General features: G+C 67.1%; 16 protein-coding genes. 3 read left to right on the top strand and 13 right to left on the bottom strand.

Annotation, left to right across the window (positions count from 1 at the left end; genetic code table 11):
- Nucleotides 1–58 precede the first annotated feature (58 nt).
- Together ACOZ4I_RS13865 and ACOZ4I_RS13860 are read left to right on the top strand one after the other, a co-directional pair.
- On the top strand, nucleotides 59–1018 hold the full coding sequence (locus ACOZ4I_RS13865) for a S49 family peptidase (RefSeq protein ID WP_424000511.1): 960 nt from the start codon (nucleotides 59–61) through the stop codon (nucleotides 1016–1018).
- Nucleotides 1011–2099: a DUF4350 domain-containing protein gene (locus tag ACOZ4I_RS13860; protein WP_424000509.1), complete on the top strand. Its 1089-nt coding sequence runs from the start codon at nucleotides 1011–1013 to the stop codon at nucleotides 2097–2099. Before ACOZ4I_RS13865 ends, ACOZ4I_RS13860 begins: the two co-directional genes overlap by 8 nt.
- Nucleotides 2100–2121: 22 nt before the next feature.
- On the opposite strand, the gene ACOZ4I_RS13855 is transcribed toward ACOZ4I_RS13860, so the two are convergent.
- The 9 genes from ACOZ4I_RS13855 to ACOZ4I_RS13815 all read right to left on the bottom strand — a co-directional run bounded on the left by ACOZ4I_RS13855 (nucleotide 2122) and on the right by ACOZ4I_RS13815 (nucleotide 11169).
- Nucleotides 2122–2646: a hypothetical protein gene (locus tag ACOZ4I_RS13855; protein ID WP_424000507.1), complete on the bottom strand. Its 525-nt coding sequence runs from the start codon at nucleotides 2644–2646 to the stop codon at nucleotides 2122–2124.
- Nucleotides 2647–2715: 69 nt separating this feature from the next.
- Nucleotides 2716–2919 (bottom strand): hypothetical protein, encoded by a 204-nt coding sequence (locus ACOZ4I_RS13850; RefSeq protein WP_424000505.1) that lies wholly within the window; start codon nucleotides 2917–2919, stop codon nucleotides 2716–2718.
- A 155-nt stretch (nucleotides 2920–3074) separates the two neighbouring features.
- The gene (locus tag ACOZ4I_RS13845; protein ID WP_424000503.1) at nucleotides 3075–3320 is read right to left on the bottom strand and encodes a UPF0175 family protein; all 246 of its coding nucleotides are present in this window, start codon (nucleotides 3318–3320) and stop codon (nucleotides 3075–3077) included.
- 146 nt (nucleotides 3321–3466) lie between these two features.
- On the bottom strand, nucleotides 3467–4780 hold the full coding sequence (locus ACOZ4I_RS13840) for an ABC transporter ATP-binding protein (protein WP_424000502.1): 1314 nt from the start codon (nucleotides 4778–4780) through the stop codon (nucleotides 3467–3469).
- Nucleotides 4777–5925 carry an ABC transporter ATP-binding protein gene (locus tag ACOZ4I_RS13835; protein ID WP_424000500.1) on the bottom strand — a complete coding sequence of 383 codons (1149 nt, stop codon included), beginning with the start codon at nucleotides 5923–5925 and terminating at the stop codon, nucleotides 4777–4779. Before ACOZ4I_RS13835 ends, ACOZ4I_RS13840 begins: the two co-directional genes overlap by 4 nt.
- The gene (locus ACOZ4I_RS13830) at nucleotides 5925–6962 is read right to left on the bottom strand and encodes an ABC transporter permease (protein ID WP_424000498.1); all 1038 of its coding nucleotides are present in this window, start codon (nucleotides 6960–6962) and stop codon (nucleotides 5925–5927) included. Before ACOZ4I_RS13830 ends, ACOZ4I_RS13835 begins: the two co-directional genes overlap by 1 nt.
- Nucleotides 6962–7915 (bottom strand): ABC transporter permease, encoded by a 954-nt coding sequence (locus ACOZ4I_RS13825; RefSeq protein WP_424000496.1) that lies wholly within the window; start codon nucleotides 7913–7915, stop codon nucleotides 6962–6964. The genes ACOZ4I_RS13830 and ACOZ4I_RS13825 overlap by 1 nt, the downstream gene beginning before the upstream one ends.
- Nucleotides 7916–7919: 4 nt before the next feature.
- Nucleotides 7920–9869 (bottom strand): ABC transporter substrate-binding protein, encoded by a 1950-nt coding sequence (locus ACOZ4I_RS13820; RefSeq protein WP_424000494.1) that lies wholly within the window; start codon nucleotides 9867–9869, stop codon nucleotides 7920–7922.
- A gap of 391 nt (nucleotides 9870–10260) precedes the next feature.
- Nucleotides 10261–11169, bottom strand: coding sequence for a serine/threonine-protein kinase RIO2 (locus tag ACOZ4I_RS13815; RefSeq protein WP_424000492.1), 909 nt, complete (start codon nucleotides 11167–11169; stop codon nucleotides 10261–10263).
- A gap of 732 nt (nucleotides 11170–11901) precedes the next feature.
- Between ACOZ4I_RS13815 and ACOZ4I_RS13810 the strand changes: the two genes are divergently transcribed.
- On the top strand, nucleotides 11902–13134 hold the full coding sequence (locus ACOZ4I_RS13810) for a DolP-mannose mannosyltransferase (protein WP_424004819.1): 1233 nt from the start codon (nucleotides 11902–11904) through the stop codon (nucleotides 13132–13134).
- A gap of 7 nt (nucleotides 13135–13141) precedes the next feature.
- On the opposite strand, the gene ACOZ4I_RS13805 is transcribed toward ACOZ4I_RS13810, so the two are convergent.
- The 4 genes from ACOZ4I_RS13805 to ACOZ4I_RS13790 form a co-directional block, all read right to left on the bottom strand.
- Nucleotides 13142–14341, bottom strand: a complete 1200-nt coding sequence (locus tag ACOZ4I_RS13805) for an AI-2E family transporter (protein WP_424000490.1) — start codon at nucleotides 14339–14341, stop codon at nucleotides 13142–13144.
- An 89-nt stretch (nucleotides 14342–14430) separates the two neighbouring features.
- A complete protein-coding gene (locus ACOZ4I_RS13800) occupies nucleotides 14431–14850 on the bottom strand; it encodes an acyl-CoA thioesterase (RefSeq protein ID WP_424000488.1) in 420 nt (139 codons plus the stop codon).
- The gene (msrA, locus tag ACOZ4I_RS13795) at nucleotides 14847–15371 is read right to left on the bottom strand and encodes a peptide-methionine (S)-S-oxide reductase MsrA (RefSeq protein WP_424000486.1); all 525 of its coding nucleotides are present in this window, start codon (nucleotides 15369–15371) and stop codon (nucleotides 14847–14849) included. Before msrA ends, ACOZ4I_RS13800 begins: the two co-directional genes overlap by 4 nt.
- 43 nt (nucleotides 15372–15414) lie before the next feature.
- The gene (locus tag ACOZ4I_RS13790) at nucleotides 15415–17052 is read right to left on the bottom strand and encodes an NADH-quinone oxidoreductase subunit D (protein WP_424004818.1); all 1638 of its coding nucleotides are present in this window, start codon (nucleotides 17050–17052) and stop codon (nucleotides 15415–15417) included.
- Nucleotides 17053–17105 lie beyond the last annotated feature (53 nt).

Genomic DNA, 17105 nt, shown 5'->3' with positions numbered 1-17105 from the left:
TGTATGTGAACTCTCGACGTGGCTTTATCATACGGGGGTCCCAAGATGCGGTCGTGACATGTTCGGTAGAGACCAATTGTTCTCGGCGATGACGGCGTCGTACGTCGTCGCGGTCACCCTCGCGCTGGTCACCGCGGCGATCTTCGCGCCGGTCGTGTGGAGCGCCGCACCCACCGGCGGCGACGACACGCCGAGCGTCGCCGTCGTGACCCTCCGGGGCGGGACGACCGACGCCAACGTCAACGCCGTAGCGCAGGACCTCCGCGAGATACGGGCCAACGACTCCGTCGAAGCGGTCGTCCTCAGAATCGACAGTCCCGGCGGCCCGGTCACCTCCAGCGAGGAGTTCTACCTCGCGGTGAACCGGACTGCCAGCGAGATGCCGGTCGTCGCCTACGTCGAGGGGACAGCGGCCTCCGGCGGCTACTACGGTATCGTCCCCGCTGACGAGATCGTGGTCAAGCCGAGTTCCAACGTCGGCAGCATCGGCGTCATCGTCCAGGCCCCGCTCAGCGCCATCGAGCAGGCCGAACAGCAGGGCCAGACGTTCGTCCGCTCCGGGCCCGACAAGGCGCTGGTGACGAAAGACGGAATTCGCGAGGACATCGAACTCCTCCAGCGGTCGTTCGTCGGCACGGTCATGCGCCACCGCGGTGCCAATCTGACCCTCTCGCGGGAGGAAGTCGCCAACGGCAACACCTACCTCGGGCCGCGGGCGGTCGAGAACGGGTTCGCCGACACGATGGGCGACAGCGGCGTGGCCATCGAGCGGGCCGCCGCGCGCGCCGACGGCATCCGGGGCGAGCAGTACGACGTCTACTACAAGGGCGCCGGAAGCGCGAATTTCAACGTCATCGTCGTTCCCAGCGGGGCCCAGACGATCCAGGGGTCGGACAACGTCACGTACGTCGTCCGGCCCGAGTCGGAGGGGACGACCTTCCGCGAGCCGGTCAAGTACTACGCCGTCTGGGGCGTTCCAGCGGACGCCGGTAACGGGACGGTGATCCGCGATGACTGAGGGCCGCATCGTCAAGCCGCTCAGCGTGTTCATCGTGGTCCTCGTCGTCCTCCTCGGCGGGACCGTCCTGCTCGCTCTCGCCGCCCCCGGAACCTCGGGCCCGCCTGACGGACAGCAGGTCGACGGGCAGTCCCCGTCGCAGTTCCGGCCCGACGCGCTCAACAGCGCCGTCGATCCCGAAGACGGGACCATCGCCGTCGATACGGCCGAGAGCGGCAAGCGCATCCTCGTCGACACGAGCCACACCAATCAGTACGAGCGGGCCGACCTGGAGCCCATCGTCGAGGCGATGTTCGAGGCCGGCCACACCGTCGAGTTCGGGACGGGCGGGGCGTTCGCCGCGAACCTCTCGCAGTACGACGGCGTCCTCGTCATCCAGCCGCTCGCGCGCTACACCCCCGACGAACGCGAGGCCTTACAGGAGTACACCGACGAGGGCGGCCGCGTGGTGGTCCTCGCCGAGCCCACGCAGACGACCCTCTCGACCGGCTTTCTCACCTCCTCGACCTCTACCGTGGCGTTCGGGGCCAACAACGCCACCGCGCAGTACGGCGTCCGCATGGGGTCCGAACAGCTCTACAACGTCGACGACGAGGCCAACGACAACAACTTCAAGAGCATCTACGCGACACCCGCCGGCGACGGGCCACTGACCGACGGCGTCGAGCGCGTCACGTTCGACAGCGCGGGCTACGCAGTCCTGGCCGCCGACACGGAGGCCGAAACGGAAATCTCTGCCGTCGAGGGAACCAGGACGCTCGAAACCCGGCGAACCGGCACGTACCCGGTCGTCGTCCGCAACGACAACTTCGTCTTCGTCACCGACGCCTCGTTCGTCGCGCCCTCGGAGGTGTACGACGCCGACAACGAGGTGTTCGTCTCGAACCTCCTCGCGTTCCTCGCGGGCGGCGAGGCGACCGGTGGCGGTGCGGCGCCGAGCGGGAGCGCCGGAACCGGCGCGGAGACGCCGCCCACCGACTCGGACGGGACGGAGCCGGCACCGTTCACCCCGACTCCCGAACCGACGCCGACGCCGGTGCCGACGCCGACCCCCGGACCGACGCCCGGCGCTGACACCTGACGGCGTCGGTTCGCTCCCGTTCTCACCGCTCGACGAGGCTGACCGTCGCCTCGCTGTAGAGGCCGCGCTCGGCGGCGTCGGGCACGCTCAGCCCCGCGCCGATGGTGTACTCGCCGGCCGCCGCGGGCTCCCACTCGTCCTCGCTGACGCGGAAGAGCCCGTCCCAGCGCCGCCGGAACCGCTTTCGCTCGCCGCGGTCGAACCGGATGGCGCTCGCCTCGCTCGGGACACTGTCGACGTGGGAGGCCTCCGGCAGACCGTCGACGTACCACGTCCACGGCCGCAGCGAGTCTGTCGGAATCGTGACCGGCACCGGGAGTGCGTTCTTCATCGTCACGACGAAGGGAATCTCGGTCCGGGTGGACGCACCGTCCGGGACCGCTACGTCGACCGAGACGGCGCGGTAGCGGAGCCACGTCGGCAGCAGTCGGTCGCTCCACGCGGCGGCGTCGACCGACCGCGCGGCCGACGGTGACTCGCCGTCGCGGCCGGGTTCGTTCGGGGTCCCATCACCCCTGTCGTCCCCCGGTCCGTAGATTCGACGCATTGTCGGGACTGCGTGTCGGGGCGGCAAAAGCGTTGGCCGCGGGACCGATTCCGTTCGCTGGCGGCCGCGTCAGCCGGTCTGGCGCGCCTGTACCAGCGTCGCGACGCCCGCGGCGACGAGGAGGAGCGAGCCGCCGACGGCGGCCAGATTGACGGGGCGGTTCTGGATGTCGGGACCGAGGAGGTTCTGGACGGCCCCGGTACTCGCAAGGAGCACGAGTCCGAGGAGGCCGAGGAGGGTCGTTCCCAGGCCCCATTTGAGTCGGGGATCCATGCGCGAGGAACTTGGCGAACCGGACGTGTAAAATTGCGGTATCAGCCGTGGTGCAGGTTCAATACGGAACAGGATGGACGGCGCTCTCGTCGAACAGCTATCCCTCTGCCTGGGTGAGGTTCAGAAGCGGTGACGTGTCCGAAACGACGAGCTCGTCATTCGGCATAGTCGAGGTCTTCGGCGAGTTCGGTCTCGGTGTAATGGCGCGGGATTTCTCGCTCTCCGAGGAGGGCCTGGAACTCGCGCGTAGACAGCTCTGCTAACGTGCGTGCCTTCCCGAACGAGAGGACATCGCGTGCGTACAGCGACACGGCTAACTCCTCTTTCATCGTCTGTGACCGCTCTCCGTCGGGGACCTGCAACGCCTCGTACACCTCCTCGTCGATTTCGATGCTCGCCATACGTCACCGTTGGATAAGCCGATTATTGAGTGTTTGGCCGTGTGTCCTGTCCGCGCGGCGTTACAGCCACAACCCCTGCTGTGTGGCCATTCAGACCTAGCCTGTCCGCACGAAACCACTCACGACGCCGAGACTGTCCCGGTCTCTCAGGCCCGCTCCGGCTCGTCGGGGTAGTCCTCGCCGTACAGCAGGCAGGCGATTCGGTGGCCGTCGCCGACCTCGTACAGCGGCGGGTCGGTGCGCTCGCAGGGGGACTCGAATGCTTCGTCGATGGTTGCCCGCGCGGCGTCGAAGTCCTCGTCGTGGAGGCGGTCGACTGCCTCCGACAGCACCCGCTCGGCCGCGTCGTCGCTGACCGGCGAGGGCAGGTCGAACTCCTCGCGCACGCGCTCGTCGAGGGCGGCCCGCGACAGGGCCGTCGGTTCGGCGGCCCCGTCGTCGGACTCCGCCACCGCGGTGACGGATTCCAGCGCCTCGGCGTCGCGGAGCCGCTGTTTCAGGTCCAGCAGCGAGCGCCACTCAGACTGCGACAGCGTCGAGCCCTCGGGCTGGATGACCTTCGGACAGCGGGTGTGGAACCGACAGCCGGCGGGCGGGTCCAGCGGCGACGGGACTTCCCCAGAGAGGAAGATGCGGTCGCCCTCCCAGCCGGGGTCGGGCTCCGGGATGGCCGACAGCAGCGCCTCGGCGTAGGGGTGGTGTGGCGGCCCGAACACGTCTTCGGTCGCGCCCATCTCGGCGAACTCCCCGAGGTACAGGACGCCCACGCGGTCGGCGATGTGCTCGACGACGCTCAGGTCGTGGGCGATGACGATGTACGAGAGGCCGAACTCGTCCTGCAGGTCTTCGAGGAGATTGAGGATCTGGGCCTGCACGCTCACGTCGAGCGCCGAGACGGGCTCGTCGCAGACGATGACTTCGGGGTCGACGGCGAGCGCGCGGGCGATGCCGATGCGCTGGCGCTGGCCGCCGGAGAACTCGTGGGGGTAGCGGTGGGCGTGGCGCTGGCTGAGCCCGACGGTCTCCAGCAAGTCGTAGATGCGGCGGGTGCGGGCCTCGCCGGCGGCGATGCCGTGGATGTCGAGGGGCTCGCCGACGATGTCGCCGACCGTGAGCCGCGGATTGAGGCTGGAGAAGGGGTCCTGGAAGATGTACTGGATCTCCTTTCGGAGCTCCCGCAGGCGGTCGTCGGCGGCGGCCGTCAGGTCCTCGCCCCGGTAGCGGACCGTCCCGGCGGTCGGTTCGATGAGCCGCAACAGCGCCTGTGCGAGCGTCGTCTTGCCACAGCCGGATTCGCCGACGATGCCCAGCGTCTCGCCGGGGTACAGTTCGAGATCGACGCCGTCGACGGCCTTCACCTCCCGGCTCCGGCCCAGCAGGGTGTCGACGAGTCCCCCGCCGGACTCGTAGTACTTCGTGAGGCCCTCGACTTCGAGGATGGGGTCGTCGGCCGCAGTCATCGTTGCTCTCCCGCGTCGGAATCCGCGTCGGCGTTCGTCGGTCTCTCGCTCGCTCCGTCGCCGACCGCGCCGCCGTCCGGCTCGGGCGGTTCGGACGCCTCGCCCGCCGGGTCGGCGTCGCGGCCCCGCACCTCGACCTCGTAGTCGAGTTCGCCGTCCAGATCGCCGGTGTAGGCCAGACAGGCGGCTGACCGGTCGCCGGGGCCGGCGCGCTCGCCCGTCGCCGGGTCGACCAGCGGCGGTCGCGTGCGCGTGCAGGCTTCCTCGGCGAACGGACAGCGGGGGTGGAAGCTACAGCCCGACGGGACCTCCACGAGGTCCGGCATCGTCCCGGGAATCGTCTGCAGGCGGTCCTGCCGGTCGCCGATGCGGGGGATGGCGCTCATCAGCCCGACGGTGTAGGGGTGTTTCGGGTCGTAGTACAGCTCCTCGACCGAGGCCCGCTCGACGGCGCGGCCGGCGTACATCACCAGCACCCGGTCGCACACCTCCGCGATGACGCCGAGGTCGTGGGTGATGAGCTGGATGGCCGTGTCGTACTCGTCTGCGAGGCGTTCCAGTCGGTCGAGGATCTTCGCCTCGATGGTCACGTCCAGGGCCGTCGTCGGCTCGTCGGCGATGAGCAGGTCCGGGTCACAGGACAGCGCCATCGCGATGACGGCGCGCTGTTGCATCCCGCCGGAGAACTCGTGTGGGTAGTCGTCGTAGCGCGTCTCCGGTTCGGGGATGCCCACGTCGTCGAGCAGGCGGACGGTCCGCTCGCGGGCCGCCTCCTCGCCGTAGTCGAGGTGGTGGCGGATCGCCTCGGCGATCTGTTCGCCGACGGTGTAGACCGGGTTCAGCGCGGTCTGGGCGTCCTGGAAGATCATCGCGATCTCGCTCCCCCGAATGTCCCGAACCGCCGAGTCCGGCATCGACAGCAGGTCCTCGCCCTTGAAGCGGATCTCGCCGCTCTCGATGCGGCCCGGGCGCTCGACGAGGCGCATCAGCGACAGGGCGGTGACGCTCTTGCCCGCGCCGCTCTCGCCGACGACGCCGAACTTCTCGCCGCGGTCGATCCGAAAGGAGAGGTCCTCGACGGCGGTGACGACGCCCTCCTCCGTGTAGTAGTTCACCGTGAGGTCGTCGACTTCGAGGAGGGCCATCAGACCTCGCCCCCGCGGGCCACGTCCTCGCCCTCCTGGGCGTCGAGCGCGTCGTTGATGCCGTCGCCGATGAGGTTCATCGACATGACGAACAGGAAGATCGCGCCGCCGGGGAAGACGGTGACCCACCAGGGAATCGTCCCGCCGGGGCCCTGGACGATGGTCTCGCGCGTCTGGTCCAGCATCGTCCCCCACTCGGCCGAACTGGGTGGGAGACCGAGACCGAGGAAGCCGAGCGCGGCGACGCCGATGACGACCGTCCCGATGGAGAGCGAGGCCTGCACGATCAGCGGCGCGACGGCGTTGGGGACGACGTGCCGGAAGATGACGCGGCGGTCCCGCGCGCCCAGCGCCTTCGCCGCCGTGACGTACTCGTTTTCCTTGACCTTCAGGATCTCCCCGCGTATCAGCCGGGCGTAGCCGGCCCAGCCGATGGCGGTAAAGGCGAGCACCAGCTCCCAGTAGCCCTTGCCCAGGACGGCGACGATGATGAGTGCGAGCAGGAGCCCCGGGAACGCGAAGATGAGGTCGAGCACGCGCATCATCACCTCGTCGATCCAGCCGCCGTAGTAGCCGGCGACCGCGCCGTACACCAGCCCGATGGCGGCGGTGACGAAGACGACGATGAAGCCGATCGAGAGGCTGAAGCGCCCGCCGTACAGCACGCGGGAGAACACGTCCCGCGCGGAGCCGTCGGTCCCGAACGGGTGCGCGAGCGACGGGCCCTCGTAGGCGCTCACGTCGAGCCCCTGGACGTAGAGGATGGCGTCCGGCCGGTAGGGCGCGAGCGCGAAGGGCTGGACGGTGACGCCAGCAACGGTGATCGGTCGGGCGAACACCGCCAGCAGCGCCATCGCCGTGACGACGTACAGGCCGAACATTGCACTGCGGTTCTGGCGGAACTCCCGCCAGCCGCGTTCCCAGCGGCTCTCCGTCTCTCCCTCTCGGTGCTCGGTCCAGTCAGACAGCGGTTCGCGGCGCTCGACGGCGTCGGCGTCGAACCCCGTGATCCGGATGCGGCCTCGTTCAGAGCTCATTAGTCGTACCTGATTCGTGGGTCCAGTAGCGCGTAGACGATGTCCGCGAGCAGGTTCGCGAGGATGATGGTCACGCCGGTAAAGAGCGTGATGGCCATGATGAGGTCCACCTCCCGGCCGATGATGGCCTGGACGAAGGCGCGGCCGAGGCCGGGCCAGGCGAACACCTGCTCGACGACGACGGCCCCCGCGAAGATGCCCGCCGTCAGGAACGCGGCGATGGTCGTCACCGAGATGAGCGAGTTCCGCAGGACGTGTTTCAGCACGACCGTTCGCTCGGGGAGGCCCTTCGCCCGCGCCGCGGTGACGTACTCCTTGTTCAGCTCCTCGGCCATCGACGAGCGCATCACGCGCATCAGCGTCGCCGAGGAGGCCGTGCCGATGGTGACGCCCGGAAGCACGAGGTACCACAGCATCGCCGGCGACAGCAGCGGCTTGTCCGGGGCCAGCACCGGCCAGAGGTCGAGCCAGAGGGCGAACACGAGGATGAGCATCAGGCCGAGCCAGAAGTTCGGCAGCGAGATGCCCGAGAGGGCGAACACCCGCGAGAGGTCGTCGCCCAGCGTGTCCTTGTTCACCGCCGCGTAGATGCCGGTCGGGATGGCGATGAGCAGGGCGATGGCCCACCCGAACAGGCCGAGCGCGATGGTCTCGGGCAGACGGGCCATGATGTACGGGCCGACGGGCTGGTCGACGGCGATGACCGTCCCGAAGTCGCCCTGCAGGAGATTGCTCATCCACGTGAGATACTGCTGCCAGACGGGCCCGTCGAGGCCGTATCTGGCGCGTATCGCCGCCTCCTCGGCCGCCGAAATCTGTGGGTTCAGGGCGACGAGCTGGTCGATGGGGTCGCCCGGCGTCAGGTGGACCAGCGCGAACGTGAACACCGAGACGCCGAACAGGATCGGAATCGTCGAGGCCACGCGGATCGCGACGAAGCGTCTGAGGCTCATCGGATCACCCGCGATCCAGATAGGCGACCTGCTCGTCGGTCGGCGCGTGGAGTCCGTAGGGCAAGATGCCGGAGGAGAACGTGTACGTGTTGTGGCCGACGTAGTCCGTCGACAGGGACGAGACGTTCGTCCCGAAGACGGTGTAGCTGTTCGGGACCTGCTCGATGAGTCCTCGCCAGATCTCGTCGTACTGCTGGCCGCGGAACTCGGGGTCTTCGACGGCCTCGACGGAGTAGCGCGCCTCGGTGGCGATCTCGTCCAGGTCCGGCGTGTCGACCCGCTGGAAGTTACAGCACTGGCCGAAGTTGTCGATGGAGTTGACGGCGTCGTAGAAGCTCCCGGGGTTGAACGTCCCGGAGAGCCCGATGAGGACGATGTTGCCCTGCTGGTAGTACTCGGGGCCGAGGATGCGCTGGACGAACGTGGTGAACTCGAACGTCTCGACGCCGACGTCGAAGAACTCCGTGTTGCTCATCACCTGCGCGACGAGTTCGGCCTCGCGGACGCGGTCGCTGGAGGTGTTCGTCTCGATGGTCACCTCGATGGGCGTCTCGATCCCGAGGTCGTCGACGGCTTCTTGCAGGAGGCTCGTCGCCGCCTCGGTGTCCTGTTCGGTCTGCGGGCGGAGTTCCTCCACCAGCGCGTCGTAGTCCGCCGTCCCCTCGTCGGCCGCCATCTCCGGGAGCGGGACGTACGCCGGGTTCCGGTAGCCGTTGTAGACGTTCTCGGCGATCGCTGCTCGCGGGATCAGCTGATTGACGCCGCGCCGGATGCGCTCGTCGTCCCACGGCGAGACGGTCACCGGATACTGCAGGAAGTTGTACGCGCCGGCGTCGGTCACGCTGAGCCGGAAGTCCTCGGCGCTGCGGTACTCGCCGTACGTGTCGCTCGACAGCCCGTAGGTGAGGTCGATCTCGCCGTTGTTGAGCGCCGCCGCCCGGGTCGCGTTGTCCGAAACGATGGAGATGACGACCTCGTCGACGACCGGACTCGTCGGGAAGCCCTCGGGTCCGTCCCACCACTCCAGCGCGTCGAGGCCCATGTCGTCGAGCCAGTAATCGTCAAAGGAACTGAACCGGGCGCGCTCGCCGGTCTCGTAGGACTCGAAGGTGAAGGGGCCGGTCCCGATAGGCGTGCGGTCGTTGCGCGGGTCCGCGCCCGTGTCGGGGTACTCCTCGATGTGCTCCATCGGGTAGACCGCCGTCGACGGCAACTGGTTGTCTGCCTCGGCGTCGGGCACCTGACCGTAGATATCGACGGTGTAGTCATCGACGACTTCGGCGTAGAGGAAGGAATCGAACGTCTGGGCCGAGATCGAGGAGTTCTCGAGGACCTCGTAGGACCGTGCGACGTGCTCGGCGGTCATCTCCTCGCCGTTGTGGAAGGTGACGCCCTCGTGGAGTTCCGCCCGGTAGCGCATCCCGAAGGTCCCGTCGGCGACGGCGTCGGGGGCCTCTGCGACGGTGAGCACCTGCCCGGCGTCCGGGTCGCGGATGATGATCTGCTCGTCGGCGACGAGGTTGCCGTTCTCGTCCGTCTCCGCCGACGTCATGTAGGGTTCGTAGGCACTCCGGTCGATGTCATTGACCTCCATGCGCTCCCAGGACGTCGCCAGCCACGGGTAGACGGTTCCCGCGGCGTCCTGGGTGATGATGCTCTCGTAGACGAGTCCGTGGGCGTTGCCGGCCGGCGCGCTGGTGCTGTAGGAGGGATCGAACGAGTCGATGCCGGCGCCCAGGCCGAACCTGAGCGTCCCGCCGGTCTGTATCTCGTCGATATCGACTTCGACGCGCTCGCGTACCGGGTCGAGGCTCCCCGTGCCGCTGTCCACGCCGCCCCCGTCGCTTCCTGTGTTGCAGCCCGCGAGTGCGGCCAGACCGGCCGCGCCCGCGCTCTGCAGGACGCGCCGTCGCGATACTGTACTCGGGTCGGTGGGGGCTGCGTTAGGAGACATTCACGTATTCCTCGGGGCTCTTGTCTTGTGTTGTCTAGCCACACACTTATAACACATCACGCCGGCAGTTTCGACGGTCGAAAGTGCAAGACGGCGGACGGTTCGATGCGTGATTCGTCATCTGGACTCGGCCCTTCGGGGCCATTATTTCTTCCGTTCCGTGGATCGGACGCCGCTCTGTCAGCGGTTTCGGGCGTCGCGCCGACGGACTCCGATTTGCCGATTTCGTATCGCGGTATTCGATTTATCACCCGTCTGCCCGAGATCCGCTAGGCACTCGGAAACCGGCGCAGAAATCGCTACAGCGTTCGAAATCGATGGGAAGGCGGCTGGCGTCGCTGTGGCGCCGTGCGATTGGATCGGCCGGTCGTCAGCCACCACTCAGTTCGGCTCAGTCGAGAAACTCGCGGATCGATTCGAAGGACTCGCTCGCCAGGGCGTCGGCGAGCGCGTCGTCGTCGACGGCGCTGATCTGCTGGGGGTACTTGCGCGCGAAGTAGCTCACGATATTGTCTACATCGCGCGCGAGCAGTTCGCGGGCGTTCTCGTGGTCGGTCGGGACCGCCTGGGGCCAGTCGAACACGACGACGCCGTCGCTGGTGACGAAGACGTTGTACTCGCTCATGTCCGCGTGGACGTACCCCTCGCGGTAGGCGGTCTGCATCTCGTCGAGGACGAGGTCGAGGACGGGGAGGACCTGCTCGGGTTCGAGTTTCGTCCGCGAGAGCTCGACGCCGTCGACCTTCTCCATCACGATTGCGTGGCGGTTCGCGTCGATCGGCTGCGGGACGGACACGTCGGGATACAGCGTTTCGAGCGCGTCGTACTCACGTTCGGCGGCCTTTCGGGCGGTGTAGAGCCAGGAGACGTGTTCCCGGTCGGCGGTGTACTCCCGCTCTTTCATCACCTCACGGAAGTTGGTGTACCCCTCGCGGTGGTACTTCAGCGCGACGGGCTTGTACGACTGGGCCTCGTACACGTCACTCTCCTTTCCGACGCCCAGCGGCGCGCCGACGCCCTGGATGGTGTCGCGCTCGGCGAACGTGTGGAGTGCGAGCGTGTCGTAGCCCTCGAAGGTGAGTTTGAACCCCTCGTACTGGATGGTCTTTCGCTCCACCAGCCCGCGGTCGGCACACCGGTCGAGCCGGTAGTCGACGTTCTCCGCCGTCAGGCGCGAGAAGTCGGTGAGCTTCTCGCGGGCGACGTACTCCGAGAACCGCATTCCCTGTTCGACGCCCGACAGCAGGTGGAAGTCCTCGGGTTCCAACTCTGCCATCACCGAAGCCACGTTCTGGACCATTAGGGACCTCTATTCGGTCGACCGGTAAAAGGCCGACGCGTTCCCGAAGGGGTGCTAATAAACTATTAACCGCTATATCGAATGTGGTCGTCCGTGTCGGAATCGGATCTGACACTCGGCGCGGGTGCGGCCACCGCGTTGCACTCGCCGGAATCGACTTTTCGATCTGTCGCGCACGCGCCGAACGACCAGCGTCGTCCACCGATTCGGCTTGACTCGGCAGGGTTGCACTGTCGTCGATTCCAAGCCGGCGCTTGCGTCGTCTCGCGTTCGACCCGACACCGGGTAAGACTCGCATTCCGGGACGGTAATCCGATAGTTCCATGCACGGCGAGAGTCCGTCTCCGTCGACAATTCGAGCGATCGTGGCTCAAAATCCGCTTTACCGACCTCGGTCTCTCCCTGTCGACCGTGGGTGTCGGATTCCTGTCACACGCCACTGATGTGCGAAATCGTGGTAGCAATGTGACATCCGTCGCGTCGGCGGCCGTATCAATAATGCGCCTATCCTCTCGTCTAGGAACTGTTACTTTCTAAACTACTCTTTACTTTTCATCACTTACGGTGTACCGTTTCGGCGTGAGCAGAAGAAATCAGGACCTCCTGAACGACCTGTCATCCGCGCTCGCCCTCCAACAGCGGGACGGACGGTTCGTGGTCCCCGTCTTGTTCGCCGTAATCACTGAGCTGTATTTTTTCTGGTCGATCACACTCCACACCGAACGGCCGCCGATGGCCCCCGACGCGGCGATCTTCGAGCACATCGGCTGGTACCTCACGCAGGGTGGTCGGTTGTACGTCGACGCGTGGGAACCGAAACTGCCACTGTCCTACGAGACGACGGGCGTCCTGGCCGTCCTCTCCGGTGGCGACATGTATCGACTGCATCTCCTGAGCGTCTTGCTGATGATCGCCGCCGTGTGTGCCATCGTCGGCCTCGTCGTGATTCACGTTCACGACCTCACCGGAAACGAGGTCGCGGCCGCCATTGCCGGGTTGTCCCTGTTCCTGTTGCCGGGTTTCGCCGTTCGTCCGGCCTACGGCTACAAGGCGAAGTACATGGTCGTGCTGTGCGGGCTGCTCGCCGTGTACCTGTACACCCGCGAATACCCCGCACTCGGGGGAGCGGCGGCCGCGGCCAGCGTGGGCTACTGGCAGGCCGGGGCCGTCTTTCCGCTCATCCTCGTCGGCCTGGCGGTTCAGCAACGGAACCGACAGGGCCTCGTCCGGGTCGTCGCCGGCGGGCTGGCGTTCACCGTCGCGATGGTCGTTCCGGTCATCGTCCTCTGGGGTTCGGCCTCTCAGATGGTGGTGCAGGCCGTCCTCGTCCCGCTGACCACCCACGAACAGACCCCCCTGCTGACCCGAATCGTGGCGGGCATCGTCCACTTCAAGTGGGCCAGCCCATTCGTCCTCGCCGGCGGATACGGTCTCGCTCGCCTCGCCTGGGAGCAGGTGACCGGCGCCGACGGCGACGTCGGTCGCTCGGCGTGGTGGATTCCGCTCGGAGCCGCCTGGTTCGCGTTCCTGGTCTTCTTCGTGGACTTCGAGACGGGCGGCTACACCGACCTCATCCCCGGGCTCGCGTTCGTCGCCATCGGCGTCGGACTCGTCGCGGCCCGGCTCGGCGACCTACGCCTCCGGTGGTCACTCGGTGGCGTGCTCGCGGCCGTGCTCGTCGTCAACGTGGCGATGCTCGGAAGCGTCGGGCTCGTCTTCACCCCCGTCGAGACGCCAGGACCCGTACCCATGTCCGACCTCGAAACGGACGACTACACCCAGGACCGCGCTGGGCTCGAACCGAGGCCCGACGTCCGGTACGTCTACTGGAACAAGATCCGGCCCTCGACGTGTCACTATCGGCTGTCGATGATGGAACTCCAGTGGCTCGATCAAATCGGATCGACGCCCGGCGACCGCTGCGTCGACCTCGCGACAGCGAGGAGTACACTCGCAAGGGGGTGAATCGACGCTACGACTCCGAGGATTCGAACTCCGTGAGAGCGGTCTGATCCGCGTTGGCCTCGCTCGACTCGGCCTGGCCGGTGATCACGTAGGGGACGATGACCCGAAGGAACTGCGCGATCAGGACCAGCAGGATCGGGCCGAGGAAGATGCCGTAGAAGCCGAAGGCGATGGGGCCGAGGATGTACGCGAACATCAGGAGGCCGACGTGCGTTCGGTTGCCGCTGACGTACGGCCGCACCAGGAAGTCGGGAATCGTGTCCACGACGACCAGCGTCACCACGAGGAACACGGCGACGTAGGCCAGCGCGGACGGCTCTCCGGCCGCGACCGCGGAGACCGCGAGTATCCCGGCCACGGGGATGTAGACGATTTTCATTCCGACGACGGGGATGAGGCTGCCGATGCCCGTCAGCGCGCCCACGAGCGGCGCGAACGGGACCTGTACCGATCCCGGCGCGAACACGTTGTACAGCGAAAACACGAAGATGCCGATGATGCCCGTCACCAGCGCGTTCAAGATGTTGCCAAAGAGGATCGACGAGAGTTCGTCGTCCACGGACGACGCGTACTCGCGGAGGACGCCCGAGCCGTCGAAGTTGTCGAGGAACCAGCCGACGAGCCGCGGGCCGTCCGTGAGCAAGTAGTACGTCCCGGCCAGCATGATGAATCCGTGGAGGAGGATCGTCGCCAGGACGCTCACCGAGTCGACGAGGGTGGAGGACACTCGTCCCAGCCAGGCCTGGACCGTCGAGTTCCTGAGTAAATCGACCAGTTCGCTGGGGCCCATCGTCAGTAGGTCGTCCGCGCCGAGGGCGGCGAGCGGGGCCGGAAGCGATCCCGGTTCGAGGTCCTGGAGCGAGGAGAGGTACGCGGCACCGAGTCCCCCGGACCCGAAGAACGTCTGGAGTTCGGGCACGAGGAGGATGACAGTGTAACCGAGCAGGGCGATGAACGGCAACAGGAAGAAGAAGATCGTCGCGGCTGCGTGGACCTGCCGGCGGTACGGGAGAGCGTGTTCCCGAATGGAATCCGGGAACGGGAGCGCCGCGAGCCGCCGGTAGATCGGTCGACTCGCGTAGTAGAGGAAGATCGTGAACACGAGCGTCGGGATGAACTGGGACAGCACCAGTCCGACCGCGAGGAGGAGGCCAGTGCCCACGAGCGCCAGGAGGACACGTCGTCGGAGGGCGGCACTGAGTTGCATATGTCCCCGATACAACCTTTCGAGACGAAATAAAACCACCGGTCAGATCGATGTATTTTTCGGGCGACGGCGGCGTATCTGGCGCCGGGCTACAGTCCTTCGAAGGCAGTGATCGCGTCGCGCCAGTCGTCGGGGATCGGTCGCGCGGCCCCTTCCTCGCGGTCGTAGGCGACGATGGTCGTCTCGCCGGTCGCCGCGACCGCTCCGTCGGTTCGGACCTCGTACTCCATCGGGAAACTCTTCCCCCCGAGGCGCGGCACGCGGACCGCGACGGTGACAGACTCGCGCAATCGGACGGGGCGCTCGAAGTCGAGTTCCAGGTTCGCGACGACGATTCCGGTCTCCGACTCGTCGTCGGCGAGCAGGGTCTCGCCGTCGGTGACCACGTCGCTGAGGTAGTCGATTCGAGCCTCCTCGACGTAGGTCGCGTAGACCGCGTTGTTGACGTGGCCGTAGGTGTCGACGTCGGCGTAGCGGACCGCCACTTCGGTGGTGTACTCGAAGCTCATGCCAGGAGCTCCGCGTGCTTCTGCCGGAGCTTCTCCAGTTTCGGCGGAATGGTCAGCTGGCAGTACCCCTGATTCGGGTTCTTCTCGAAGTAGTCCTGGTGGTACTCCTCGGCCGGGTAGAACGCCTCCAGGGGCTCGACTTCGGTGACGATGTCGCTGTCGTAGCCGGGCTGGATCTCCTCGATGAACGCCTCGACCGCCTCACGCTGGGCCTCGTCGTGGTAGAAGACGGCAGAGCGGTACTGCGTGCCCACGTCGTTGCCCTGGCGGTCCTTCGTCGTGGGGTTGTGCGTCGTGAAGTGGACCGCGAGCAAGTCCTCGTAGCTCACCACGTCCGGGTCGAACGTGACCTGGACGCACTCGGCGTGGCCGGTCTCCTCGCGGCACACCGCCTCGTAGCTGGGATTTTCGACGTGGCCACCGGCGTAGCCGGAAACGACGTCGGTCACCCCGTCGATCTGCTTGAAGACGGACTCCGTACACCAGAAGCAACCGCCTGCGAACGTCGCTTGCTCGGTCATCACCTCACGTACGCGCTCGGGATACAAAACTCGCGTGACGCGGTCAGCGGTCCACGTCGCCCATGATCGGATCGAGGCTGCCGAGCGTCGCGACGAGGTCGGCGACGTACTCGCCGCGGGCCATCTCCGGCAGCGTCTGGACGTGCGAAAAGGAGGGGCCGCGGATCTTGAACCGGGCGGGCGTCTCGGTCCCGTCAGAGCGGATGTAGATGCCGAGTTCGCCCTTCGCGGACTCGACGGCGCGGTAGATCTCGGTGTCCGGGTCGGGCCGAATCGTCCGGGGAACGTTCGCCTGTATCTCGCGGTCGTTCTCGGGCCAGTCTTCCAGCAGGTCGACGCACTGAGCGATAATCTTCGCGGACTCCTCGACCTCGCGCAGGCGGACCAGCAGGCGCGAGAAGTTGTCGCCGTCCGACTCGGTGACGACGTTCCAGTCGAGTTCGTCGTAGTAGCCGTAGGGGTCGTCACGGCGGAGGTCGTAGTCGATGCCCGACCCGCGCGCGACCGGGCCGGTACAGCCGTAGGCTTTCGCGGTCTCCGGCGGCAGGTGGCCGGTGTCGACGGTCCGCATCTGGATGATTTCGTTGCCGGCGAGCAGGTCGTGGTACTCGCCCAGCTTGCGCGGGAGGTCGTCGAGGAACGATCGGATCCCCTCGAAGAACGCCTCGCGGGGCTCGGGGAGGTCCCACGCGACTCCGCCCAGCCGGAGGTAGTTGAACATCAGGCGCTGGCCGGTGAGGTCTTCGAGGATGTCCTGGACGAGTTCTCTGTCGCGGACGCCCCACTGGAACACCGGCGTGAACTCGCCGATCACGTCCAGCCCGTACGTGGCGACCGCGAGCATGTGCGAGAGGATGCGTGACAGTTCGGCGCACATCGTCCGGATGACCTGCGCGTACTCGGGGACCTCGATGTCGGCGAGGTCCTCGGCCGCGCGGGCGTAGGCCCACTCGTTCAGCAGACCGGCCCCGCTCCAGTCCCAGCGGTCTGGGTAGGGCATGATCTGGTGGCGGTAGGTCTTGGACTGGCACATCTGCTCCTCGCAGCGGTGGATGTAGCCGATGTCGGGGTCGACGGCCGCGACCTGCTCGCCGTCCAGTTCGACGCTCAGGTGGAGGACACCGTGGGTCGAGGGGTGGTGGGGGCCGACGTTGACGTGCATCGTTTCGGGACCCTCGCGGGTGTCTTCGAGCAGGCGCTGGTGCTCGCGGAAGGGCACGATCTGGGGCTGGTCCTGGTTGAACGCCTCGCGCAGCGGGTGGCCCTGCCAGGTCTCGGGCAGGAGGATGCGGCGCAGGTCCGGATGGTCGTCGTACTCCACGCCGAGGAGGTCGTAGGCCTCGCGCTCGTGCCACTCGGCCGTCCGATAGACCGGCGCGGCCGACTCGCTCTCGGGGTCGTCCCGGGGGGTCGGGATGACGACGGACAGCTCGCGGGTCGGATCGTCGTAGCTCCGCAGGTGGTAGATCGTCTCGAAGCGGTCGGCATACTCCTGGGCGGTGACGCAGGCGCAGTGGTCCAGCCCGGACTCGCGTCGCAGCGTCGACAGGGCGTCCTGCACCTCGTCCGCGCGGACGACCACCGCCGGGGCGTTCTCGTGGTCCTCGGTCGTCAGCACGCGGTCGGCGATCGGTTCGACGAGCGACTGTGGCTGTTCCGTGGGTGGGGCTGTCTGGGCCATCCGTCGGTCGGCGCTTCGCCCCGCGACGCCCTCGGAGTGGTCCCTCACCGGCG

This window comes from Haloarcula salina, assembly GCF_049603855.1.
GTDB classification, from domain to species: Archaea; Halobacteriota; Halobacteria; order Halobacteriales; family Haloarculaceae; genus Haloarcula; species Haloarcula salina_A.
Note: the sequence above shows the minus strand (reverse complement) of the source record. Positions and strands in the feature narration are given on the sequence as shown.